This is a genomic window from Xanthomonas vesicatoria ATCC 35937, from assembly GCF_001908725.1.
GTDB classification, from domain to species: Bacteria; Pseudomonadota; Gammaproteobacteria; order Xanthomonadales; family Xanthomonadaceae; genus Xanthomonas; species Xanthomonas vesicatoria.
Genome location: NZ_CP018725.1, coordinates 3,578,023 through 3,601,679, shown reverse-complemented (window position 1 = coordinate 3,601,679; position 23,657 = coordinate 3,578,023). Strand labels below are relative to the sequence as shown.

22 protein-coding genes and 2 pseudogenes are annotated in these 23,657 nt (G+C 60.5%); 12 read left to right on the top strand and 12 right to left on the bottom strand.

All coding sequences use genetic code 11. The features are described from left to right. Positions 1 to 88: 88 nt before the first annotated feature. The 3 genes from BJD12_RS15600 to BJD12_RS15590 form a co-directional block, all read right to left on the bottom strand. Complete coding sequence (locus tag BJD12_RS15600) at positions 89 to 949, bottom strand: IS3 family transposase (protein WP_005992929.1); 861 nt, start codon at positions 947 to 949, stop codon at positions 89 to 91. After that, positions 946 to 1,239: a transposase gene (locus tag BJD12_RS15595; RefSeq protein WP_005997377.1), complete on the bottom strand. Its 294-nt coding sequence runs from the start codon at positions 1,237 to 1,239 to the stop codon at positions 946 to 948. The genes BJD12_RS15600 and BJD12_RS15595 overlap by 4 nt, the downstream gene beginning before the upstream one ends. A gap of 72 nt (positions 1,240 to 1,311) precedes the next feature. Beyond that, positions 1,312 to 2,010: a transposase gene (locus tag BJD12_RS15590; RefSeq protein WP_074059418.1), complete on the bottom strand. Its 699-nt coding sequence runs from the start codon at positions 2,008 to 2,010 to the stop codon at positions 1,312 to 1,314. A gap of 173 nt (positions 2,011 to 2,183) precedes the next feature. On the opposite strand from BJD12_RS15590, the gene BJD12_RS15585 reads away from it, so the two are divergent. From BJD12_RS15585 to BJD12_RS15550, 7 genes and pseudogenes are all read left to right on the top strand, one after another. After that, a complete protein-coding gene (locus BJD12_RS15585) occupies positions 2,184 to 2,822 on the top strand; it encodes a hypothetical protein (RefSeq protein WP_005989863.1) in 639 nt (212 codons plus the stop codon). A gap of 9 nt (positions 2,823 to 2,831) precedes the next feature. Next, on the top strand, positions 2,832 to 3,770 hold the full coding sequence (locus BJD12_RS15580) for an XVIPCD domain-containing protein (protein ID WP_005989865.1): 939 nt from the start codon (positions 2,832 to 2,834) through the stop codon (positions 3,768 to 3,770). 121 nt (positions 3,771 to 3,891) lie between these two features. Then, positions 3,892 to 4,185, top strand: coding sequence for a transposase (locus tag BJD12_RS15575; protein ID WP_005997377.1), 294 nt, complete (start codon positions 3,892 to 3,894; stop codon positions 4,183 to 4,185). Then, entirely contained in the window at positions 4,182 to 5,042 is an 861-nt protein-coding gene (locus BJD12_RS15570; protein ID WP_005992929.1) for an IS3 family transposase, read from the top strand. The genes BJD12_RS15575 and BJD12_RS15570 overlap by 4 nt, the downstream gene beginning before the upstream one ends. 210 nt (positions 5,043 to 5,252) lie before the next feature. After that, positions 5,253 to 5,585 (top strand): hypothetical protein, encoded by a 333-nt coding sequence (locus BJD12_RS15565; protein ID WP_228995474.1) that lies wholly within the window; start codon positions 5,253 to 5,255, stop codon positions 5,583 to 5,585. A 3-nt stretch (positions 5,586 to 5,588) separates the two neighbouring features. Further along, positions 5,589 to 6,776, top strand: coding sequence for an XVIPCD domain-containing protein (locus BJD12_RS23860; protein ID WP_005997375.1), 1,188 nt, complete (start codon positions 5,589 to 5,591; stop codon positions 6,774 to 6,776). Positions 6,777 to 6,961: 185 nt separating this feature from the next. After that, a pseudogene (locus BJD12_RS15550) lies at positions 6,962 to 8,069 on the top strand (IS3 family transposase). A 17-nt stretch (positions 8,070 to 8,086) separates the two neighbouring features. On the opposite strand, the pseudogene BJD12_RS24985 reads toward BJD12_RS15550, so the two are convergent. From BJD12_RS24985 to BJD12_RS15510, 8 genes and pseudogenes are all read right to left on the bottom strand, one after another. Next, positions 8,087 to 8,239, bottom strand: a pseudogene (locus tag BJD12_RS24985) (transposase); the annotation flags it as partial. Between the two features lie 139 nt (positions 8,240 to 8,378). Continuing rightward, positions 8,379 to 9,359 carry an HNH endonuclease gene (locus BJD12_RS15540; RefSeq protein WP_080553133.1) on the bottom strand — a complete coding sequence of 327 codons (981 nt, stop codon included), beginning with the start codon at positions 9,357 to 9,359 and terminating at the stop codon, positions 8,379 to 8,381. Between the two features lies 1 nt (position 9,360). Continuing rightward, entirely contained in the window at positions 9,361 to 10,401 is a 1,041-nt protein-coding gene (locus tag BJD12_RS15535; protein ID WP_228860907.1) for a DNA cytosine methyltransferase, read from the bottom strand. Between the two features lie 56 nt (positions 10,402 to 10,457). Continuing rightward, positions 10,458 to 11,567: a DNA cytosine methyltransferase gene (locus BJD12_RS15530; protein ID WP_042828671.1), complete on the bottom strand. Its 1,110-nt coding sequence runs from the start codon at positions 11,565 to 11,567 to the stop codon at positions 10,458 to 10,460. Between the two features lie 191 nt (positions 11,568 to 11,758). Next, positions 11,759 to 14,446, bottom strand: a complete 2,688-nt coding sequence (gene aceE, locus BJD12_RS15525; RefSeq protein WP_005997366.1) for a pyruvate dehydrogenase (acetyl-transferring), homodimeric type — start codon at positions 14,444 to 14,446, stop codon at positions 11,759 to 11,761. A 333-nt stretch (positions 14,447 to 14,779) separates the two neighbouring features. Continuing rightward, a complete protein-coding gene (locus BJD12_RS15520; RefSeq protein WP_005997364.1) occupies positions 14,780 to 15,778 on the bottom strand; it encodes an arabinogalactan endo-1,4-beta-galactosidase in 999 nt (332 codons plus the stop codon). Between the two features lie 462 nt (positions 15,779 to 16,240). Next, positions 16,241 to 17,566, bottom strand: coding sequence for an XVIPCD domain-containing protein (locus tag BJD12_RS15515; RefSeq protein ID WP_005997363.1), 1,326 nt, complete (start codon positions 17,564 to 17,566; stop codon positions 16,241 to 16,243). Further along, positions 17,563 to 18,222, bottom strand: coding sequence for a hypothetical protein (locus BJD12_RS15510; protein ID WP_042828676.1), 660 nt, complete (start codon positions 18,220 to 18,222; stop codon positions 17,563 to 17,565). The genes BJD12_RS15515 and BJD12_RS15510 overlap by 4 nt, the downstream gene beginning before the upstream one ends. A 124-nt stretch (positions 18,223 to 18,346) precedes the next feature. Here BJD12_RS15510 and BJD12_RS15505 point away from each other — a divergent pair, with 124 nt between their 5' ends. The 5 genes from BJD12_RS15505 to BJD12_RS15485 all read left to right on the top strand — a co-directional run bounded on the left by BJD12_RS15505 (position 18,347) and on the right by BJD12_RS15485 (position 22,762). Then, positions 18,347 to 20,410, top strand: coding sequence for a SpoIIE family protein phosphatase (locus tag BJD12_RS15505; protein WP_050812916.1), 2,064 nt, complete (start codon positions 18,347 to 18,349; stop codon positions 20,408 to 20,410). Further along, a complete protein-coding gene (locus tag BJD12_RS15500) occupies positions 20,407 to 20,838 on the top strand; it encodes an ATP-binding protein (RefSeq protein ID WP_005997357.1) in 432 nt (143 codons plus the stop codon). The genes BJD12_RS15505 and BJD12_RS15500 overlap by 4 nt, the downstream gene beginning before the upstream one ends. Next, entirely contained in the window at positions 20,835 to 21,254 is a 420-nt protein-coding gene (locus tag BJD12_RS15495) for an STAS domain-containing protein (protein ID WP_005997355.1), read from the top strand. The genes BJD12_RS15500 and BJD12_RS15495 overlap by 4 nt, the downstream gene beginning before the upstream one ends. A 93-nt stretch (positions 21,255 to 21,347) precedes the next feature. Further along, a complete protein-coding gene (locus BJD12_RS15490) occupies positions 21,348 to 21,971 on the top strand; it encodes an HAD hydrolase-like protein (RefSeq protein ID WP_005997353.1) in 624 nt (207 codons plus the stop codon). A gap of 47 nt (positions 21,972 to 22,018) precedes the next feature. Continuing rightward, positions 22,019 to 22,762 (top strand): hypothetical protein, encoded by a 744-nt coding sequence (locus BJD12_RS15485; protein WP_005997351.1) that lies wholly within the window; start codon positions 22,019 to 22,021, stop codon positions 22,760 to 22,762. 127 nt (positions 22,763 to 22,889) lie between these two features. On the opposite strand, the gene BJD12_RS15480 is transcribed toward BJD12_RS15485, so the two are convergent. Next, entirely contained in the window at positions 22,890 to 23,609 is a 720-nt protein-coding gene (locus BJD12_RS15480) for a GntR family transcriptional regulator (protein ID WP_005997349.1), read from the bottom strand. Positions 23,610 to 23,657: the final 48 nt, after the last annotated feature.

The following is a 23,657-nucleotide window of genomic DNA, read 5'->3' as shown; positions in this document are numbered from 1 at the left end:
GCGTCAAGCTCACTTATCGGTCACGCAAGCCAAGTGCCGCCAACTGATAAGTAACCCTGAGCCACCCCCGATTTCTCGGACAGGTTAATTAGGGAACAACAGCCATCTTCTCGAACTCGGCCGGCGAGCGATAGCCCAGCGCACTGTGCAACCGCTGCCGGTTGTAGAACACTTCGATGTACTCGAACACTTTCCCGCGCGCTTCGTCGAGACTGGCGAAGCGCTCGTGGTGCGTCAGTTCCTGTTTGAGCGAACTGAAGAAGCTCTCCATCACCGCATTGTCGTAAGGCATGCCCTTGCGGCTCATGCTTGCGACCAGCCCAGCTTCTTGCAACTGCCGCTGATATGCACCGCTGGTGTATTGCGTGCCCTGGTCACTATGGTGGATTGCGCCCTGCGCTGGCCGTCGGCGGTGCAGCGCCATGGCCAGCGCAGCGCTGGCCAACGCCTGATCGGCCCGCTGGCCCATCGCCCAGCCCGCGATCTGCCGGCTGTGCATGTCTAGAACTGCCGCCAGGTACAACCAGCCCATCCGGGTCGGGATGAAGGTGATGTCCGCCACCCACACCCGATCTGGCCCCGGACTGACGAACGGCCATGCCAGCCGGTTAGGCGCTACCGCCGCACGCTGGTATGTGCTGCGCGTGCGCAGATAGCGTTGTCGCCGTTTGGTGCGGATCGCATGTGCCTGCCGCAGGCGCCGCACCCGATGCCGGCCGCATGTCTCACCTTGCTGACGCAACGCGCGCCACAGGCGCTCGCTGCCATACGCCTGGCGGGTTTGTGCGTGCAACTGCTCGATCCGCTGCAATAGCCGGGCATTCTCCTGTGCGCGTGGCCCCGGACGGCGAGCGCACCACGCGTAATAGCCGCTGGGCGACACGCCCAACGCATGGCAGAGCCAACGCACCCGGTAACCCCGCTGATCTCGGATCCAGGCGTACTTCACGGTAGCTCCCGCGCAAAGTACGCCGCCGCTTTTTTTAGGATCTCGTTCTCTTGGCGCAGCCGCTCGTTCTCGCGCTGCAGCTTGGCCAGTTCATCCGGGTTGGCCTTGGGCCGGCCACTGCCGCCAAAGGCGCCAGCGCCCTTCGCATCGAGATCCGTGGCCCACTTGTAGAGCCGGTTGCGCGGGATGGCTAACCCCCGCGCGATCATGGCCGCTGGCCGATCTCCCGCCTTGAGCAACCGCACTGCTTCCCGCTTGAACTCCGCTGTAAACCGCTGCCGCTTCTGCATCGAACACCTCCCTGCGAGGATTGTCCTCGCTTTCAGGTGTCCGAGTTATCAGGGGTGGCTCAGGTTAACTTATCAGTCGGCGGTGTTCGGTTTGCGTGGCCGATGAGCGGGCCTGACGCCTGCAAAGTGGTGGGTCTTGGCTTCGACCATTGCGCGGAAGGCGTCGTGGCCAAGGGCCCGCTGCTGCTGTAGATGAAGACGAATGTTGGCGAGTAGGTCGTCGCAGAGCGCTTCATCGAGCAGAGCACGGTAGGCCTTGGATCGCTCGATCGGGTCACTACCAAGCGCAAGCCAACAGGGATGTGGTGTCAGTGCGGAGTGCTTGCGCTGGCCTAGGTTGGCTGGGCAGCTGGACCAACGATACGCCGCCGGGTTGTCGGTCAGGCGAGCACGCACCGGATTGAGCTCAATGTAGCGATAGCAGCGAAGGACGTAGTTCGCACTGTCCACAAGACACGCTTTGTACCGCCCTTCCCATAGCGTACCAGTGCGTCCGTGGCGGCCATTGAACAATGCGACGTAGTTTCGCCCAAGCCGCTGCATCAGTTGACCGATTCGTCCCGCAGCAGATGGCGTGACTAGCAAGTGCACATGGTTGTCCATCAAGACGTAAGCGTGCAACTGGCAGCTTGTCGCGTGCAGGGACTCATGCATCAGGTGCAGATAGCGCAATCGGCCGCCATCATTCAGAAAGCACGGCAAGCGGTTGTTCCCGCGCTGCACGATGTGCTGTGGGACGCCGGGAAGGTCGATGCGCGGAAGTCTGGCCACCTGGCAAGACTCGCAGCAAGGTATTGGTTCTGACAGCGAGGACACCCTCCCAAAGGGTAAGGCTGCAGCCTGAAACTTGCGTAGGAAGTAACCTGGCCGCTGTCAGCGGTGTATAAATAAGCAGAGCCATAGACGCGCGGCTCGCTAGTCTTGCTTAAAGTGAAGGGATCCACATGCAACGATACGGGCAACTACTGTTATGTGTTCTGGTCTGCTCAGGCATCTCGCTGCTGACAAGTTGCCAGGCACAGACAACCCAGACGCAGGACGTGCCAACGCGCGTTGCGGCTGATGGGCAGCTTCCCATCGTACGGCCGCTGCAGTTGACGGCGATGACCAGTCCGATGGTGGTCGAATTCAACGTGCAGCCTCCTGGCAAGAGCGCGACTGGCACACTGTTCCTGGGTATACGCGTCGGTGACGAGGATGCTCTGAAGTCACTTGAAGCTGCTCAAGCGCTCCGCAGATCCGGCTTGCACGCTGAGCTTGTTCTGAAACGGCTTGGACCAAGCGGTTCAATCAACATGCCCTTGGTGCGTGTTGAATCGCAGGCAGGCGTCCCCGCTCGGACCATCGCTGTGAGTGCAGACGGGCGTGTTCCAGGCGTGTGGATGGACGAGGTGGATGGCGCGTCCCTTCAATCTGCGGGTCTTGAATCTCCAGAGCGTCGCTACACGCAGCTTGCCTTCGCATGGGCGCAAGGAACTCAGCCTGGCAGGTATCAGCTGAGCATCAGGCTGCTTGGCCAGCCGCCGCAGTTGGCATCGATCCAATCCGAGTTGCTGGTCGCTTACCGGCACAAATCAAAGTAGGAACACCTCATGGACGATAAATACGCTGTCACTCTCTACGTTGCCGCGCCAGGGACGCCGCTTCTTGACGGTGGAACATCAGCGGCAGGGCACATGTATTACACAGTCACGCACGGGAAGGAACAAACCAGCTTCGGGTTTGCGCCCATCGAGCACGGAGTGATGTCAGGGCCTGGAAAGGTCTACAACAATGACGCCGATCAATACCAAAAGCCTTTCTACCAACGCACGATGGAGATCAGCAAGGATCAGTACGAAAAATTGATGGAGTTTGGTGCAAAGCCCGGCGAACACGGGTTCAATACGCAGTATCACGGCGCAATGAACAGTTGCATCGATTACACATGGGGCGCTGTCAATTACGCCGGTCTGCATCGTACCGACCTGAAGTTCATACAGGATAAGGACTTCGAGGGTGGCCTGAAACCGCTCAGCAACGTTGAGTACATCCGTAGTATCAAAGCCCCTGTCCCTGACAGCGAATTGAACACTGAGCAATACAACCCGATGCCGGAGCGGACACTCCTGCAGCGCGTGATCAGTGATGCGCAGTTGCCAGACAAGGATCGTGAGATGCTCAACACGATTCGGGAACAGGTTGCAGGCATCGATCAGCAACATGGCAGGGCCTACGATGCCACTAGCGAGAAGATTTCCGTTAGTTTGCTGGCAACCGCGATGGAGGGCGGACTGAGCCGCGTAGACCACGTGGTTCTCGGAAACACTCCCGGTGATGGAGCAGGCCAGCGCCTATTTGTAGTGCAAGGGGAGTCGGATAACCCTGCTCACCTCAGAGCATCGATAAACGCCGAAGAAGCAGCAAAAACACCTGTCGAGCAGTCATTCGCAAAGGTCGAGCAAATCTCCAACACCCAACAAGAACGTGCGTTGGCAGCACAGCAGGAACCTGCACTTGAGCAAAGTCGCGCACCGATGCAGATAGGTTGATCGCCATTGGTTTGGCTGGGAAAGGGAGTCGGTTAGTAAGGGAATAGCTGGGGTCAGGGTGAGCCACCCCTGATAACTCGGACACCTGAAAGCGAGGACAATCCTCGCAGGGAGGTGTTCGATGCAGAAGCGGCAGCGGTTTACAGCGGAGTTCAAGCGGGAAGCAGTGCGGTTGCTCAAGGCGGGAGATCGGCCAGCGGCCATGATCGCGCGGGGGTTAGCCATCCCGCGCAACCGGCTCTACAAGTGGGCCACGGATCTCGATGCGAAGGGCGCTGGCGCCTTTGGCGGCAGTGGCCGGCCCAAGGCCAACCCGGATGAACTGGCCAAGCTGCAGCGCGAGAACGAGCGGCTGCGCCAAGAGAACGAGATCCTAAAAAAAGCGGCGGCGTACTTTGCGCGGGAGCTACCGTGAAGTACGCCTGGATCCGAGATCAGCGGGGTTACCGGGTGCGTTGGCTCTGCCATGCGTTGGGCGTGTCGCCCAGCGGCTATTACGCGTGGTGCGCTCGCCGTCCGGGGCCACGCGCACAGGAGAATGCCCGGCTATTGCAGCGGATCGAGCAGTTGCACGCACAAACCCGCCAGGCGTATGGCAGCGAGCGCCTGTGGCGCGCGTTGCGTCAGCAAGGTGAGACATGCGGCCGGCATCGGGTGCGGCGCCTGCGGCAGGCACATGCGATCCGCACCAAACGGCGACAACGCTATCTGCGCACGCGCAGCACATACCAGCGTGCGGCGGTAGCGCCTAACCGGCTGGCATGGCCGTTCGTCAGTCCGGGGCCAGATCGGGTGTGGGTGGCGGACATCACCTTCATCCCGACCCGGATGGGCTGGTTGTACCTGGCGGCAGTTCTAGACATGCACAGCCGGCAGATCGCGGGCTGGGCGATGGGCCAGCGGGCCGATCAGGCGTTGGCCAGCGCTGCGCTGGCCATGGCGTTGCACCGCCGACGGCCAGCGCAGGGCGCAATCCACCATAGTGACCAGGGCACGCAATACACCAGCGGTGCATATCAGCGGCAGTTGCAAGAAGCTGGGCTGGTCGCAAGCATGAGCCGCAAGGGCATGCCTTACGACAATGCGGTGATGGAGAGCTTCTTCAGTTCGCTCAAACAGGAACTGACGCACCACGAGCGCTTCGCCAGTCTCGACGAAGCGCGCGGGAAAGTGTTCGAGTACATCGAAGTGTTCTACAACCGGCAGCGGTTGCACAGTGCGCTGGGCTATCGCTCGCCGGCCGAGTTCGAGAAGATGGCTGTTGTTCCCTAATTAACCTGTCCGAGAAATCGGGGGTGGCTCAACCTGACCCCGTTACTCCGTCTCTTAGGAGGGCATACTTGCAACCGACCTGCACATGGATGACCATCCGTGTGATTGCGGTGGAGTTGTCAAATCATGCAAACGAATCCTCACGCCAACCTTAGTTCTCTAGCACTGCTAGTAGCTGCTAGTCTCTTCTTCATACCAGGGTGCTCTGCCATGCAGCAAGACTCACGGCCCGGCTTTAATACTCAACAGTCTGCCGCGAAAGCAAGGCAGCAGCTTCAAGCCGCTAACCCGGTCGGCTTGCCCATTACGGCCGCGCAGAAAAAACTTGAGGATCTAGGATTTCACTGCCAAGCGTTGAGCTCTCCCGGCGCAGGTTACAAAGCATCGATGGTGTGCACGCTTTCCCCTGTCGTGAAAGAGGCGCAACCATCGGTGACAGCGCCAGCTGTACCGGTTACCTGGATGGTGGGCTTTCATTCTGCTGACGGAATCTACTTGAGCAAGTTGGTAGTGAATCGGGCTCCGCAGGATATTGGAGAATAAGTCATGGATGAGCAGAAGAAGGCAACAATTTGGGTGGGGGCAAGCGAGGTTGCTGGTGACCGCCGCCATCTTTACCTGCTTTTTCAGAAGTTCGATGGCAGCCAGACCGTAGTACGCGGGGGACCAGACACCAGGGCCGAAGGGAATGACCTGGCGAACTTTGCCGAGAGCACGGTTCTTGGCTCGGAGAAGTTTGGGCACATCATTGTCCAAGCGGCGCCTTACGTTGCGCCTTATGAAGTTGGGTACCGACTAAAGCAGGACGGGAACTACGAGCGAGTTCCCTTGAATCAGCTGGATCCTTCCGACCCTGGCATTGCACGGGACGTAAGAGGCGACGTCGTGAAAGAGACGATCACCGCTCCAGACTGGCCAGCACCGGGCGAGCGTCACGAGCGTATCGTTGCCTGGAGTGGCTCTGACCAGGAACTAGCCGCAAAGCTCGAGTCCGCCGTCAAGGCTGGCGAGCAGATCAATCACGCGCAACTGGAATATTCTCCGCTGTACAACAACAGCAACGGTGTTGTCAGCAACTTGCTCAAAGCCAGCGGTGTTCAACCCGTTTTACCAAAGAACGCACAAGGTGAGACAGTCAATGCCCCGGACTTCGGGGAGGACCTTTACCAAGACGTCGGCGCGGCATCGGTACGCAGCGGCTACAGGTTTGACGGCAAGCAGTGGTTCGATGCAGACGATCGCAGGATCGCGCCTCCTACGAGTGGGCAGCCGTTGGTACCTCAGGACCCGGCCGCACCTTCGCGTGGATCCTCGGAGGGTTTCAAGCTCAGCGCACAGGCTCCATCGTCTAGCGATCCCATGTTTGCTCAAATCCAAGATGGCGTACATCGGATCGATCATTCTCTGAATCGTGCTCCGGATGCCGCAAGTGATCGCATGACCTGGAGCCTGTATGCACTCGCCAAAGAGCAGGGCATGGAATGTGTGGACAACGTAGTGCTTGGCCGAGCAGGCACCAGCGCAGCAGCTGGCGAATATGTCTTCCTGGTCCAGAGAGATCCCACCACCTCCGTGTACCACCGTGAACAAATGCGCACAGCAGATGCGGTGGAAAGTTCAGTTGAACAGAGCCAGGCCCGCGTGCAATCTGCCGAACAGACGCGTGCACTCGCGATGAGCGTTGAAGCTCAGGAGCAGAGTAAGAAGCCGGATGCACCAGGGCTGCAAGTCTGATCACCGTGTCCTCAGCAGCCTCTCGACCCACCTACGAACGGCGACACGTTAGCGTCCAGACACGCTTGCTTCCGTCGCTTGAGCTTGGCTTTTGGCTTGCCGAGTTGGTAGTGTCGACTCCCCGTAAAATTGATCCATCCATAGTTAGAGGTCTCCGGGCACACTAGCCACCGAGGAGACCATTGATGCGCAAGAGCAAGTTCACCGAAAGCCAGATTGTCGCCACGCTGAAGCAGGTTGAGGGCGGCCGCCAGGTCAAGGATGTGTGCCGTGAGCTGGGTATTTCCGACGCGACGTACTACGTCTGGAAGTCCAAGTACGGTGACATGGAGGCAGCTGATGTGCAGCGCCTTCGAGACCTGGAGACCGAGCACAGCAAACTTAAGCGCATGTATGCCGAGCTCGCGATGGAAAACCATGCATTGAAGGATGTCATCGCAAAAAAGCTGTAGGCCCGGCGCATAAGCGCCCGCTTCTTGCCTGGCTCGTCGAGCAGCATGGCTGGAGCGAGCGCCGGGCCTGTGCGGTCGTTGGCGTGGCGCGCTCGACAGCGCGCTATCGGCGTCGTCCCGATCGCGACGAGGAGGTCATTGCGCTGTTGTCCGAATTGGCCGAGCGTTTTCCCGAGCGTGGTTTTGGAAAGCTCTTTCAGATCATCCGCCGTCGTGGACAGGTGTGGAATCACAAGAGGGTCTGGCGCGTGTATTGCCTGATGAAGCTCAACCAGCGTCGTCGCAGCAGGCGCCGGGTCCCGACGCGTCATCCACAACCGCTGACATGCGGAGCACGCCCCAATGCCGGATGGTCGATCGACTTCATGTCCGATGCGCTGTGGGATGGTCGACGCTTCCGCACGTTCAATGTCGTCGACGATTTCAGTCGGGAAGCCTTGGCCATCGAAGTAGACTTGAATCTTCCGGCCGCCCGCGTCATCCGCACGTTGGAACGCATCGCGGCTTGGCGCGGCTATCCGAACAAGCTGCGTCTGGACAACGGACCGGAATTTGTCGCGTTGGCCTTGGCCGAGTGGGCTGAGCGCAAGGGTATCGCCTTGGACTTCATCGAGCCGGGGCGTCCGATGCAAAACGGTTTTATCGAACGCTTCAACGGCAGCTACCGCGCGGCGTGCTGGACATGCACATCTTCCGCACGCTGAGCGAGGTTCGCGAACAGACCGAACACTGGCTGGCCGACTACAACCAGCAGATCCCGCACGACAGCCTGGGCGGGCTAACGCCCGCCGAGTTCCGTGATCAACATCAACCGCAGACCTCTAGTTTTAGCTGGCATTGAATTACGGGGAGTCGACACACCTGCACAGCAAAGCGCTCGCAGGCCACGCGTAGTAGAAGGCAATAGTGATGCAGATCCTCACCTTCCAAGAAGATCGCGCACCGATTCACGCCTCTCTGAACGACATGCATCGGAACGCCGGGCAGTTCCAAACGCGGCTGTCGCGGCATGGACGGGCCTCCTGCTCAAGAAGAAGACCTCAGCCAGACGGCAGTTACACAGCCCCGCTATCAAACATCGCCGCGCAGGCCTGTACGACCGGTTCGCTTAATTACCCCGTCCCCTTTTGCCCTCCTTTTTAGGAGGCCATCAGCGCCATCCTCTTACACGCCTCGACAGCACAAGATTCTCCCTTGAAGGAAAGTCACGCCTATCAGCCGGCAGCGAGATATGTTGCTGTAAATTATTTACAAAATTGTCAATTCCACCCGATAGATTAGCACTGCGCAAACCATCCAACTTTTCCATGCTTAACTGGACACTGTAATCTTCTGCCACAGAAAGCAAATTTGAGTCGTATGCCTTATGGTGAAGCGCGCATAGAGCGATTCCATTACACGTAAGATCCGTGCTTTCAGGCACGGCCACAGGCACAATGTGAGCCGCTTCAATGAGCCTTAATTGAATACCACAGACTGCACACCTTGAAGAATATGCCGCAAGAACTCTCTTACTGAAACTAACTTCCCGATAAGCCCTAATTATAGTAGATGAAACCATGCGCCGCGACCCTTGCCTAAAGGTTTGGCCAAAGTCGATATTAGATAGATTATTAAGTATATCTAAATCTTGAATTCTTCCGTTATGAATACTCTCAGCATTGGCTGCATATTCCGCAAAAAGCTCCGGCTTGAAGGCTGCGACTATCTCTCCATTACCTCTCTCGCCAACCGCAAACCCATCATTATAGGCTGCCCGTAAGACCTCCTCTCTAATCTGAGCAGAAGGAGAACCAGAATCCTGGCCTTGGTGCATCCCAATATTCCAAGCAGCGAAAACACCATAGCCATCATGCCACCCGAGCAGCAAAGTCGTCTCTTCAGGATAATACCTAGGTACTGTCTTAGTGAACTGAATTCTAAATTCATCAGCAGCACGAGCAGAACCACCACCATGCGTGCAGTTCCAAATAAAAACTCGAATATCTACACGTTCGCGCCCAGGCCGCTCCAGAAACAAACCGAATGGCTTTTGAGCATCATGAATATAATGACTCCACCCGGACGAATCTATTGAAGAGCGAACTACCTCAAGTAGCTCATTAGCTCGCAGAAGAGGAATAGGAGCCATATTAATCCCGCCCACTTTTTTTAGAAGAAATTAAATTTTCATCCTGGGCAACGCTCAGGCAATTAAATAATACTCTACCGAAATGCTCTGCAACCAAAGGAGGCACTGCATTACCAATTTGCCTCCACTGCCGCTCAATCGTCCCCTCCAAATCGAAAGAGTCAGGAAATGTCTGAAGCCTTTTGATCTCTTCGATGCGAAGGATTCTGCTACGCCAATGAAATGGCCCCATATTATTTGATCGCCTAGCCTGAATAGTCCACGAGGGAAGATCACGACTAAGCTTTAGCAGGAATGACCAATAACGCGACCTCCATTTAAATCTTGGTCTGTGATGTCCTTTTTCCTCAGTAAAGAATAGGTAATTCTCCCCAGGTGGAACTTCACACAAAAGATCGTGATGCTTACCTCCCGCAAAATGCCCTTCAAATGACGCCATTTCCTCGGTATCCAAGTCACAGAGCACCTGCCCCGCCGTAACCCAAGGGAGGAGGGAGTCTGAAGGAGACTTACCATGAGTAGGAGCAGGAGTCATCGGCGCATCGCCTTTGAAGCCCATCACTAGGCATCGCTCGCGAATTTGAGGCACACCATAATCTGCAGCATTTATAATGTTCACAGATGTTTTGTAGCCTAGCTTTTTCGCCGATTCCAAGATGTAATCAAGTGCTTCTTTGTGCACACCGTATGCCAGCCCTTTAACGTTCTCCAAAAGAAACGCTCGAGGCTTTACCTCCTTAAGAACACGAAGGTATCCACCAACCGTCTCCTTCGCCACAGGATCATCTAGTGCACGAGGCTTTTCTGTTCGGTAAAACCTGCTTTTTGAGAATGCTGGGCAAGGCGGACCGCCGATTAATAGGTCGACCTCACCTATTTTTAAACCAGCCGTTTCTAGCAGTTCAGAGGTACTTAGCTCACCTATTTTTCGCACAATGAATGGTACGCCGGGGAAATTTTTTTCGTATGTTTTTCCACAGAGCGGCTCTGCATCCGTCGCGACGCGCACTTTGAACCCTGCCGCTTCGATACCTAAGTCCATGCCACCACAACCCGAGAATAGGCTAATACAGTTCCTCAGCTGCGTTGCCTTAGCCATTACGATTTCTCCAAGGAAGCAATTACACTGGCGACCACGGCTTTAGCTACAGGCACAGGCACAGCATTCCCCATTTGCTTCACTCTATCTCTTCGTCCACCGGCAATAACATAACCATCAGGAAAGCCCTGCAGTGCAGCCAACTCAACTGTGCGAAGCCTACGCGAACTCCAGTGGAAAGGTCCTGTCCAAGGCCCTGGACTTGCTGCAATTGTCCAGGATGGCCGATCTTCAGAGAGCTTCAAAAGAAAGTTCCAAAATCTTGTTTCAGTTACAAAAGTAGGCGAAGGGTGCCCAGCCCAAGCAGTATGGGCTTTATAATTCCAGCCCGGAGGAACTTCTTTCAAATGCTTTTCCCATCGGCCGCTCACAACCTCTTCAGGTTCAAAGAATTCTGGTCCAGCAAAGCGGCTCAACGCTTCTCCAGCCGTAACTATTGGCAAAAGACCGGAACTCGGGTCTGCAGAGTGAGTAACCATTGGAACGTCCGGGGACCTCACCTTTGAGCCAAGTATAACTACTCGCTCTCGAGCTTGGGCCACTCCGTGCTCAACAGCCCTGACAACTAGCTCAGTAATGAAATAGCCATCCCTCTTCGCGGAGCTAACTAGCGCGTCATAGACCGGCTTATTTCTTGGGTGCTTAATACTTGGAACATTCTCAAAAACGAAGCCGTCTGCATTAATTTCCCTCACGACCCGCCAGTACTCTTCAACTAAATCTCGACGTGCATCCTCTTTTGCTATCAAGTTAGAGAGTGGCTTTTCTGCAGCTAGACCATTAGCTCGCGCGCGTCGATAAGCCGCATCCGCCCCATCATCCGTCCAATATGCTGCCTTTGAAAAAGGCTGACATGGAGGCCCACCCACCACTATCACTAGGTCTTGCTCCCCAATCCTCGCCAGCTTCTTTAAATTCGCCGCAGATAGAGTGGATACATCTGCCTCCACGACCTGACCATGAAATAAGGAGTTTGCCCGCAGCGTTTTACAAGCGACAGAATCGAGCTCCACGCTAGCAGCCACTTTTGCGCCAGCTTGATGAGCACCGACGCCCAAGCCTCCTGCACCCGCAAATAAGTCAATGACCTTTATTTTTTTCTTTGGCATCACAGTAAATCTCAGGACACTTTAAATAATTCAGCGCGAAGATGCGCTTTGCGACACATCTAAATTCTCTTGCGTCGCAGATGCTGAGAATGACATCTCTAAACATACAACGCCCGCTTGGCATAGGCCAAGCGGGCGCTTTTACGAAAGACACAAGGGGCGAGCTACGAATCTAAAGTCAATGCAACCCATCAAACCCCAACAGGATTCGCCTTCTCCGGATCAATCTTGTACTGCTTAATCGCCCGAGCCACATCCTTGCCGGTCATCTTGCCATCCTTCGCCAGCGCGGCAATCGCCGCATGCGCGATGTAGTACCGATCGACCTCAAAGAACCGGCGCAGGTTCGCACGCGTATCCGAGCGACCGAACCCATCCGTGCCGAGTACGGTGTAGGTCATCGGGACGAAGGCGCGGATCTGGTCGGCGAAGGCGCGCACGTAGTCGGTTGCGGCGACGGCCGGGCCCTGGCGGCCTTCCAGCAGCTGGGTGACGTAGGGCTTGCGCTGTTCGGCCTCCGGGTGCAGGCGGTTCCAGCGTTCCACGGCATAGCCGTCGCGGCGCACTTCGTTGAGGCTGGGGCAGGACCAGATGTCGGCGGTGACGCCGAAGTCCTTGTCCAGCAGCTCGGCCGCGGCAATGGCCTCGCGCAGGATGGTGCCGCTGCCCAGCAGCTGCACGCGCAGCTCGCCCTTCTTGGGCTTGCCGGCGTCCTTGAGCAGGTACATGCCCTTGATGATGCCCTCGGCTGCGCCGTCCGGCATGCCGGGGTGGACGTAGTTCTCGTTCATCAGGGTGATGTAGTAGTACTCGTCGATCTGGTCTTCCATCATCGCCTTCATGCCGTGCTGCATGATGACGGTGACTTCGAAACCGAAGGTCGGGTCGTAGCTACGCACATTCGGGATGGAGCCGGCGATGACCTGGCTGAAGCCGTCTTCGTGCTGCAGGCCTTCGCCATTGAGCGTGGTGCGGCCGGCGGTGCCGCCGAGCAGGAAGCCACGCGTGCGCATGTCCGCTGCCTGCCAGGCGATGTCGCCCACGCGCTGGAAGCCGAACATGGAGTAGTAGATGTAGAACGGCAGCATCGGCACATCGGAGACCGAGTAGCTGGTGCCGGCGGCCATCCACGAGGCGATGGCGCCCGGCTCGCTGATGCCCTGCTGCAGCACCTGGCCAGTCTGGTCTTCGCGGTAGTACATCAGCTGGTCTGCATCGACCGGCTTGTACTTCTGGCCGAACGGGGCATAGATGCCGATCTGGCGGAACATGCCTTCCATGCCGAAGGTGCGCGCCTCATCGGCCACGATCGGCACGATGCGCGGGCCCAGTTCCTTGTCGCGCAGCGCGATGTTGAGGCTCTGCACGAACGACATGGTGGTGGAATAGCTGCGCTCGCCGCTGTCCTTGAGCAGGCGCTCGAACTTGTCGAGCGTGGGCGCGACGAACGACTTGCTGGCCTTGGGACGGCGCTGCGGCAGGAAGCCGCCCAGCACGTTGCGGCGTTCTTTGAGGTACTGCACTTCCGGGGAATCTTCGCCGGGGTGGTAGAAGGGCACCTGGCCGTCTTCCAGCTGGGCGTCGGTCACCGGGATGTTGAAACGGTCGCGGAAGTGCTTGACCGCCGCGTCGTCCAGCTTCTTGGTCTGGTGGGTGGGGTTGAGCGCCTCACCGGCCGAACCCATGCCGTAGCCCTTGACCGTCTTGGCCAGGATCACGGTGGGCATGCCCTTGGTGTTCACGGCCTGGTGGTAGGCGGCGTACACCTTGTGCGGGTCGTGGCCGCCACGGTTCAGGCGCCAGATGTCGTCGTCGGACAGGCCGGCGACCATGGCCGCGGTCTCCGGGTACTTGCCGAAGAAATTCTCGCGGGTATAGGCGCCGCCGAAGGCCTTGCAGTTCTGGTATTCGCCGTCGACGGTTTCCATCATCAGCTTGCGCAGCACACCGTCGGTGTCCTTGGCCAGCAGCGCGTCCCAGTAGCCGCCCCAGAGCAGCTTGATGACGTTCCAGCCGCCGCCACGGAACACGCCTTCCAGTTCCTGGATGATCTTGCCGTTGCCGCGCACCGGGCCGTCCAGGCGCTGCAGGTTGCAGTTGACCACGAAGATGAGGTTGTCCAGGCCTTCGCGGCCGGCCAGGGCGATGGCGCCGAGGGTTTCCGGCTCGTCGCTCTCGCCGTCGCCGATGAAGCACCACACCTTGCGGTCGGACTTCTCGATCAGGCCGCGGTTTTCCAGGTAGCGCATGAACTGCGCCTGGTAGATGGCGGCCAGCGGGCCCAGGCCCATCGACACGGTGGGGGTCTGCCAGAACTCGGGCATCAGCCACGGGTGCGGGTAGGAGGAGATGCCCTGGCCGTCCACTTCCATGCGGAAGTTGTCCAGCTGGGCCTGGCTGATGCGGCCTTCCAGGAAGGCGCGGGCGTAGATGCCCGGGGCGCTGTGGCCCTGGACAAACAGCAGGTCGCCCGGATGGCTATCCGAGGGCGCGCGCCAGAAGTGGTTGAAGCCCACGTCGTACAGCGTGGCGCTGGAGGCGAACGAGGCAATGTGGCCGCCCAGGTCGCCCGGCTTGCGGTTGGCGCGCACGACGGTGGCCATGGCGTTCCAGCGGATGATCGAGCGGATCTTCCACTCCAGCGCAGAATCGCCGGGGTTCTTGGCCTCGTTGGCCGGAGAGATGGTGTTGACGTACTCGGTGGTGGGCGAGAACGGCAGGTAAGCGCCGGCGCGGCGGGTCTGTTCGACCATGCCTTCCAGCAGCTGATGGGCGCGCTCAGGACCTTCTACATCGATGACGGCCTTGATCGATTCGAGCCACTCCTGCGTCTCGAGCGGGTTCGGATCGTTGTGCAGCACTTCGTTCAACCAGTTCATTAGCGCTCCCGGGGGGACACACCCCGCGGGTGTGTCGACATCGTGAATTCGTGAACCCCCAAGTGTACCGCACGCACCTGTTGCCATTCCTCGCTACGGGTGCGTATGGAATGGGACGGTGTCGTGCGATGGCTGGTGTATCGCTGCCGGCCGGAGCGAGGGTCCGGCGCAGCGGGCGCAGCCGGTGTACGACCAAAGGATAAGGGCCAGCGGTGGGGATGGCCGCTGGCCCGGCGCGGAACGGACCGATGTAGGAGCGCACCCGGGCGCGACGGGCTCTATCGGTCATGCCCGTCGCGCCCGGGTGCGCTCCTACGGGCGAGGACGGGTTGGTCAGAACGCCTGCAGCGCTTCGGTCAGCTGGCCGTTGGTGTTGACCGCGCCCATGGTGTAGCCCTGCCAGCCCGGGTAGGCGTTGGGCTCCCAGTAGAAGATGCCGAGCACGCGCGCGCCGATGGCGTTGCTGCGGTTGAGCAGGTTGGTGAGCATGGCGCGGGTGGTGGCGGCCTGCTGCCAGTCCATGCCGACCTCGGCGACCACCACGTCGCTGCCGTAGCGGGCAATCATGTCGCGCATGTTGGTGTCCAGGCGGCTGTTGTAGTCCTGCCAGCTGCCGACGGGAGGGTAATGCGACATGCCGATGACGTCCCACTTGCCGCCGGCCGAGCGCAGGTTGTCGAAGAACCAGCGGAAGTTGGCGTTGTCGTAGCCGTTGGCCAGATGCACGACGGCCTTGGCATTGGGATACACCGCCTTGGTGGCGTTGTAGCCGCTGTTGATGAACTGGCCCAGGGTGGCGAAGTTGGGCGTCTTGCCCTCGTTCCACAACATGCCCTGGTTGATCTCGTTGCCCACCTGCACCCAGGTGACGGTGATGCCGTTGTCCTTGAGATATTTGAGGATGCCCTGGGTGTGGTTGTAGACGTCGGTAGTGAGCTGGGCCACGTTATGGCCTGCCCAGGCCGCTGGTTTGTTCTGCTTGCCGGGGTCGGCCCAGCTGTCGCTGTAATGGAAGTCGATCATGATGCGCATGCCTTGGGCGGCGGCGCCCTTGGCCTTGTCCAGGGTGTCGCGGCCATCGTTCCAGCCACCCGACGGGTTGACCCATACGCGCAGGCGGATGGCGTTGCCGCCCACGTCCTTGAACAGCTTGATGAAGTCGGTGGTCTTGTTCGAGGCATCGCGAAAGACCTGCGGCGGATTGTTGGCAGCCTGCTGGTTGAGCCAGCTGACGTCGGCGCCCTTGGCGATGCCCTGCGCGCCCGCGCTCATGCAGACCAACGACAGCAGCAACAACAACAGGCGGCCGTAACGCGTACTCAACACACTCATGAACCCTCTCCCTTGATCGATGGATGTCGCGCCAGATGGCGCCTTGCCTAATCCCCCTGATTCGATCCGCTTGGTACGGCGTGACGCGTTGATTGCAGTCAAGGCCAGTGACGCTGCGAAACGTTGGCGATTCAAGCACCTGCTTTTCAATCGGTCGAGGTCGCTATAGCTCAGCGGTGATGACGGAATATCTCCGGGCGCAAAGTGCCTGAATTTACGAGTGCAGGCCGAACGCGATGCCGGTTTGTTGTGCGCTTGCAGCAGGAAAGAGGCGCCTGGTTGCGCAATACATAAAAAACGCCGGGCATGCCGGCGCTTATTTTGGAGCGGTGAGAACGTCGCAAGCGTTTGTCAGGTGGGTGTAGGCACCACACAACGACCGCAGTACGTGCGTGGCATATACGGCAGCGAGCACCGACTGCGCCCGCCTGGTGGTGGGCGCAGCCGGCTTGTGCGCTGCGCTCAGCTCATTACACGCGCGCCCTGCTGTTGTTGCTGGGTCTGCGCCTGCTGCTGTTCCAACGCCACCGACTGCCGCGCGGCGTTGTCGGCCACACGTTGGCTGCTCTGTTCGAGCGGCGTGTTCATGGCCGTCATGGTGTCGACGCTCACGCGCAGTTGCGCCGGGTCGTCCAAGCGGCCCTGCACCGCAAACGTGCGCGCGGCATCCGGGCTCATCGTCACCGCATCGATGCGCTGGCCACCGGCGGCATGCATTTCCGACGCGAGCGAGCCAGACAACTGCGCACTCTGATGATCGGGGCTGCGCCCCGCACGTGCGTCCTGTGCATGCACGCCGCGTTGCGCATCCTGGAACAAGGGGTTGCCCACGTGCCCAGGTTGATCGATACGCAACGAGGTGTGGTCGTTGCCATGCTCGCGCGCATCGCGCTTGGCGGGCTCGCCTGGAGCGAGCGGGCCGCGGATGGCGTCGATGGCGTCCTGACCCAGGCCCTTTGGACCCCGGCTCAATAGAGTGATTCCGCTGCGGATCTCGTCCAGATCAGATCGGTACTCGTTGATCATTCTCTTATTTTGATCTGCAAGTTGACGCGCTTGCGGGTCATTGAGCGGAGAACGCTCATCCAGAAAGTTCTTGATGGTGTGCGAACCCAACGAATTGACAGCAGAGGCCACAGGTGAATCGGGAATCAGGAAATTCACCTTGCTGTTGCTGTAGCCCATTGCGCTCAGCGTTGCAATCTCGTTGGGCCTGGCATAAACGCACACCTCTCCGAAATGCGGAGATGCTGCGCTCACAGGATCGGCGGCCATGACATGGTTGACCATACTGGTGCCACCCTCCGGGATGCGGTACGCCAAGCTTGCTGCTCCATAGGCGTTGAAGGTTTCACCTTTCAGATCGAAATGATGCGCGCTGACCTGCGCAAGCGCTCCGCCCAGCGAGTGACCAGTCACAGTAACCTCAGGAGCGTGCCCGGTACGCTGCTCCTGCTTGGCCGCATAGCCAAGTGCACTTTTTGTCAGGGCGATCGCATCATCGGCTTGTGGGTTGATGCGCTGAAACACCATGGAGCCATCTGCCTGCACCGCGTCACGAAGGATTTCCTCGGTGCCCCGGTGGGCGACGACGATGTCTCCGCCGCCAACACGTTGATAGATTGTTCCCTGGTAGCCTGTCTTTGGATTATTGACGTGTTCCAGAATCTCGTAGCTCTCGCCGCCAACATCCACCCGCTCACGGTCACCAGGGCCACGCTTACCGACCTTGTGATCGACGTAGCCCTCGTTAGAAAGAATGGCGTATTGCTGCGAGGTAGGCTTCATGGGGAAACCTCTTTGGCGACAAGGGTGACCGAGAACAATTGATCGCGCAGCTCAGGCTTGAATTCCGACGCCGTGGGCAAGCCGTTGTCGGCGTAGTCCTCGATATCCTCCTTGGGATAACCGCCCTTCCAGAAATACAGAGTGACGGGTTTTCCGGCGATGATATCTTTGGTCTCGATGAACGGTAGGAATGCGGTTTCCTCTTTTTTTCCGCTGGCCTTTAGAGAAACACGTGCGCCCGTCATTTCCCAATGACATTGCCCGCGCCCGTAGTAGTCCTCGTCCAGCATGAGATCAAGATGGATGACGCCTTGATATTTCTGCTCTGATATTTTTTTCAGCACAACCGGCTCACTACTCGTGATGCGCTGCCCGACGCCCGTTTCCGGATGAATCTGGCCGCATTCGCTGTCGTTGCTGACGTCGTACTGCGCATACCCATTCACTGCCGCAAACGGACCTGGCGCCTTATCCAAGGTAAGCGTCAGCGCGTAAGCCTTGCGCGGACTCGGATTCACCTTGGCAAGGCCGCGGCCGCCGGCCTCGACGTCGGCTTCTGCGGCGGCCTCGGTGGCGGGGGATTGGGTCTGGGTCATGCTGGTCTCCGGGGCGCTACAGGCCGTAAGCAATAGGGCCAGCAGGCTTGGGGTCAGAATCTGGCGCAAGGCCGGCCTCCGTGGCAGTTGGGCAGCCAATCTAGTCCGCCTGCATCCGGGGGGTCAATCGAGGCGAGGTGAGGATGAGGCCGCTGCGGCGATTGTGGATGGGCGCAAAACTGCGATGATCGAGCGCAGCCATCGCCCGGGAGTGTGCGCCATCGTGACCCGCCCACCAGCGCCTACGCCGCCCACACCGGCCGCCCCACGCGTGCGCTGGCGCAACAGCTTGCGTACGCGGGTGATGCTGGCTGCAACCGCGGTGCTGGTGGTGTTGCTGGCAGCGCTGGGGACGCTGTTCTACTTGGGCGCGCGTGCGGAACTGGTGCAAGCAGCGCGGACCGAGGTGGACGGGCTGACCGAGCAGACCGCACGCAGCCTGGCGGCGATGCTGGATTCGGTGCAGGTGAGCGGGCGCACGCTGGCGGCGAGCAGCGGCGCGGTGGGGTTGCAGCCATTCAACCTGCGCGCATTGTTGCTGGCCACGCTCAGTGGCGACCCGGATATCGGTGCGGCGCGGCTGATCATCGAACCCCGAACCCAAAAAGCCCACGACACCGGCTTTGTCTGGCACGTGCATCGCGATGGCACGCGCACCGTTGAAAAGTCGGTGATGGAGCTGGGCTACGACTATCGCGCGATGCCGTGGTACCTGCGCACGCAGCGCGAAGGCCGTGCGTGGTGGTCCGAGCCGTACCTCAACAGCGATGGTGGCAGCGCGCTGTACACCAGCTATAACCTGCCGCTGCGGCGGCCGGGCGATGCGCCCGATGCGGCGCCCGTCGGCATGGTGAGCGTGGATCTGCCGTTGCAGCATCTACGCGAGATCATCGACCAGTTACCGCGCGATCTCGGGATCCAGCCGATGCTGTTGTCGCCGGAAGGCATGCTGGTGTTCAGCCCGGACCCGGCACTCAACCTGCACCACTCGCTGGAGGCTTATGTGGCGCGCTCGCGACCGGATCTGCGGCCCTTGCAGCGCGCACTCGCCGCCGGCCAGCCGATTTCGTTTTCGCACACGGCGCCGGATGGCGAGCGCTTTCTGACCCATAGCGCGGCGGTTGGACGCAGTGGCTGGACGTTTGTGCTGTCTGCCTCGAAAGACTATGTATTGTCTGGTCTGAACTGGCTGGCGGCGTGGGTGGCCGCGGCCGCATTGCTGGGTGCGGGCGTGTGGTGGTGGTTGATGGCGCGGATTACGCGCAAGTTGACGCGGCCGATCGAGGAATTGACCGACACCGCCGAGCATTTCCGTCGTGGCGAATTCGAGTACCCGTTACGGCATATCGAGCGCGATGACGAGGTGGGCGTGATGGCGCGCGCGTTCGACAGCGCACGCGATGCGATCCGTCACCACATCGCCGAGATCGGCGAGATGACCGCCGCGCGCGAACGCATGCAGAGCGAGCTGCAGATTGCACGCGAGATCCAGCAGGCGATGCTGCCGTCCGGGCGCACCTTCGACCGTGCGAGTTCGCATCTGGAAACCTGCGCCTGGCTGGAGCCTGCCAAGGCGGTGGGCGGCGATTTCTACCACTTCGTCGAAACCGAACCGGGGCTGTTGTGGTTTGTGGTGGGCGATGTGTCCGACAAGGGCGTGCCGGCGGCCTTGTTCATGGCGCGCGCGGTGAGCGTGCTGGAAATCGCCGCGCGCCGGCATACGCGCCCGGACGGCATCCTGATTGCCGCCTCCACGCGGTTGGCCGAGAACAACGACACCTGCATGTTCGCCACGGTGCTGTGTGGCCTGATCAATGTGGTGAGCGGCGACTACTGGCTGGCCAGTGCCGGGCACGAGCCACCGTTGTTGATCGACATCGACGGCAAGGCACATGCGCTGCCGCTGGACACTGGCCCGCCGCTGGGGATCGAACCGCAGGCCTCGTTCCCGGTGCTGCAGGGCAGGATGACTGCTGGCCAGACCCTGTTGGGGTACACCGACGGGGTGACCGAGGCGATGGACGAGCATGGCGCCAGCTATGGGCTGGAGCGGCTGATGGCCACGCTGCACCCGCGTCGCAGTGCCGCGGCGCAATGCAAGGCGGTGATCGCCGACATCGCGCGCTTCACCGGTAATGCCGACCCGTACGACGACATCACCCTGCTGGCGATCCGGCTGCGCCAGGAGCATGCTGGACGGGTCGCACAGACCGCCCGGGGCGTCCCCGGAAAGGCAACCCGCCCATGAAGTTCGATCTGGCCATTGCACCGTCGCTGGCCCAGCTGGCTGGCGCCAACGACGCGCTGGAAGACTCGCTCACCCGTGAGGGCCTGCATGCCGAGCGCATCGGCCAGATTCGGTTGATTGTGGAAGAGCTGGGCTGCAATGCGCTTACCCACGGGCAGTGCACCGAACAGCCGCTGCGGCTGCAGCTGCAACTGGACCCCCAGGCGCTGGTGCTGGAAATGCACGACCCCGGCACCGCGTTCGACCCGAGTGCTGCGCCAATGCCCGATCTGACAAGCGAGCTCGACGATCGCCAGATCGGCGGTCTAGGCCTGTTTCTGGTGCATCAGTTCGCCGATCACATCGACTACCGCCGCGATGGTGCATACAACGTTGTGCGCGTCACCCTGCTCCACCCGTACGCCCCTGTCCCCGAGGCTTTGTCATGACCACGCTCGCCATTCAGATCGACCCGCCGCAAGACACCCGCCAACGCGTCATCCTGACCGGGCGGCTGGACACTCATACCTACCAGGACCTGGACACGGCGCTATCGCCGTTGCTGGGCACCCGCATCACCACGCTGGTGCTGGACCTGTCTGCGCTGGAGTACATCTCCAGCGCAGGCATCCGCTGCATCTTCAAGGCCCGCAAGGCACTGGCAACGCGCCAGGGCAAGGTGCTGGTGGCCAACCCGCAGCCGCAGATCCGCAAGGTCTTCGACATGGTCAAGGCCGTGCCGCTGAGCGATGTGTTCGCCTCTACCGAAGAACTGGACGCCTACCTGGGCGCCATGCAGCGCAAGGTCATCGAACAAAGCGCGCACGGCGATGCGCCGATTGTGTCGCATTTCGCCGAAGCGTAAGCCGCATCGCCTGCGCGCACACGTGGGGACGTGTGTGCGTGCGGCATGTGCGCGGGCTTGGTTAGGCTATGCCGCCCCATGCGCTGCGTCCCGATGCCTGCACTGATCATTTTCGATTTCGACGGCACCCTGGCCGATTCGTTCGGCTTCTTCCTGAGCACCCAGCGCGCATTGGCTGCGCGACATGGCTTCCGCGCAGCGCAGACGCATGAGGTGGACGCGGCGCGCAAGCTGACCACGCGCGAGCTGCTCAAGCAGTCGGGATTACCTGCCTGGAAGGTACCGCTGGTGGCGGCCGACTTCATCCGCCTGATGCGCGGTGCGCCACCGGCTGCGCTATTTCCCGGCATTGCGCAAACCGTCAGCACGCTGCACGCCGGTGGCACGCGCCTGGCGGTGGTGTCGTCCAACGCGGTGGACAACGTGCAACGCGCCCTGGGCGAGGACCTGAGTGCGAAATTCGCCGTCATCGAAGGCGGCGCGCATCTGCTGGGCAAGCAACGTGCCCTGCGCCGCGTGCTGCGCGCGACCTCCCACACACCCGCGCAGGCGGTCTACGTGGGCGACCAGGTTGCCGACTGGGAAGCGGCCCAGGTGCTGGGCCTGCCATTCGCCGCGGTAGCCTGGGGCTATGCGCATCCGGAGGTGTTTGCCGGGTTGGCCGGAACGCAGTTGATCGAACACGTGCCTGACTTGCTCGCGCTGGGTGTGCAGTAACCCCTAAAGTCAGCTCTATCCCGCGACGCGACGATCTTGCGACCCCCATGACCGCGCCAACGCCCTACCTGATCACTCCCAAACTGCGGCGCGCCACCGACGCCGATGTGCGGGCGCTTGCCGACTGGCTGGGCCACTCCCCGCCTGCCGGCTACCCCGAGTACGTGACCCGGTGGGGGGCCGGCACCTACGACAACCGCCTGATCGTGCGCCTGCCCGCCGAGATCATGGCCGAGACCCGGGCCGAACAGGCCTTTGTGCAGGAGTACTTCGACGAGTTCTGGGGCGAGGACCCGACATTGACCCGCGACGAAGCGGCCCGGTGCGCGGCATTCGCCTACTCGATCGACGGCGACAAGATCTTCTACAGCTACGAACGCCGCGCGCTCTTCGTGCTACCGCGCCATGACGAATGCGTCTACTGGCTGCCGCAGGGCTTTGCCGACCTGCTGGAGTGGGGCCGAGGCCCTCCCTCGCGCCCGGCCTTGGTCACTTTCGATTCCGGCATCGACCGCGCCACCGTCGAACTGTTTACGGCCCACGCGCTGAGCGTGGACGCCGTGGCTGACGCCATCACGCGGTTCGCCCCGGCCGTCCATCGCGTGCATGGCCCCTGGGGCACCCTGCTCTACCTGCCGGACCTGCATGGCCGCGCCCAGCTCACCCAAGCCCAAGGCGACACGCGTGTTGGCGTGCGGCTCGACTGCGACACGGAACGTATGCCCCGGCTTTCCCCCATCATCGCGATGCTGGAGACCCTGGGCATGTTCGTCGCTCAACGCAGCCAATGACCTCCAGACCGCAGCGCTTAGCGTGAAGTGCAGTGACTGCGGATCGCATCCATGCGGCCTGGGACGAGCGTCCTGTGCGTCCGGCGCGGCGGTCGCGCAGCCCATCGCCCGCCGTTGACGCAAACGACTACACACCACCTACCCGCGGCAACGGCGCCGGGACGTTCAACATGCCGCCCGCCGCCACATACGCTGCCAGGGCCTGGCCCTGGCTGAGCAGATGCCCGTGCATGGTGCGCTCGGCGCCTTCTGCATCGCCGCGTCGCACGCAGTCCATCAGTTCGCGATGCTCTGCCAGCGATTGGGCCATGCGCCCGGGCGTCAGCAATTGACGTCCACGATGCATTTTCAAGATGCGGTGCAGATCGTGCGTCACCCGGATCAACCACGGATTGCCGGCGTACTGCTGCACGGTTTCGTGGATCAGATAATTGTTGCGGTAATACTCGGCCAGATCGCCCGCTGCCGATGCGGCTTCCATCGCCGCATGCAGTTCTTCCAGGCGCTGCACGCCGGCCGCATCCAGACGCTTGACCGCGTCGTGTGCGCAGCGGCCTTCCAGCATCGCCATCACCGGGAACAGGTGGTTGAGATCCTCCAGCGTCAGCCGCGTGACACGGCTGCCTCGGCCTGCGTCGAGTTGCACCAGGCCTTCGGCCGCGAGCAGCTTCAAACTTTCGCGCAACGGGGTGCGGCTGATGCCGAGTTCCTCGGCCAGCGCCGGCTCGTCGATCCACTCGCCCGGCGGCAGCACGTAGTCGTAGATCTTCTGGCGCAGGCGCTCGGCCACTTCCTCGTACAGCGGTACGCGCTTCTTGGCGTTGCGCGAATCAGGGGCGAGGGTCATGGCGGGCAGGTCGTCGGCAGTGGAGCGGGGGCGCCCATTCTACGGGCG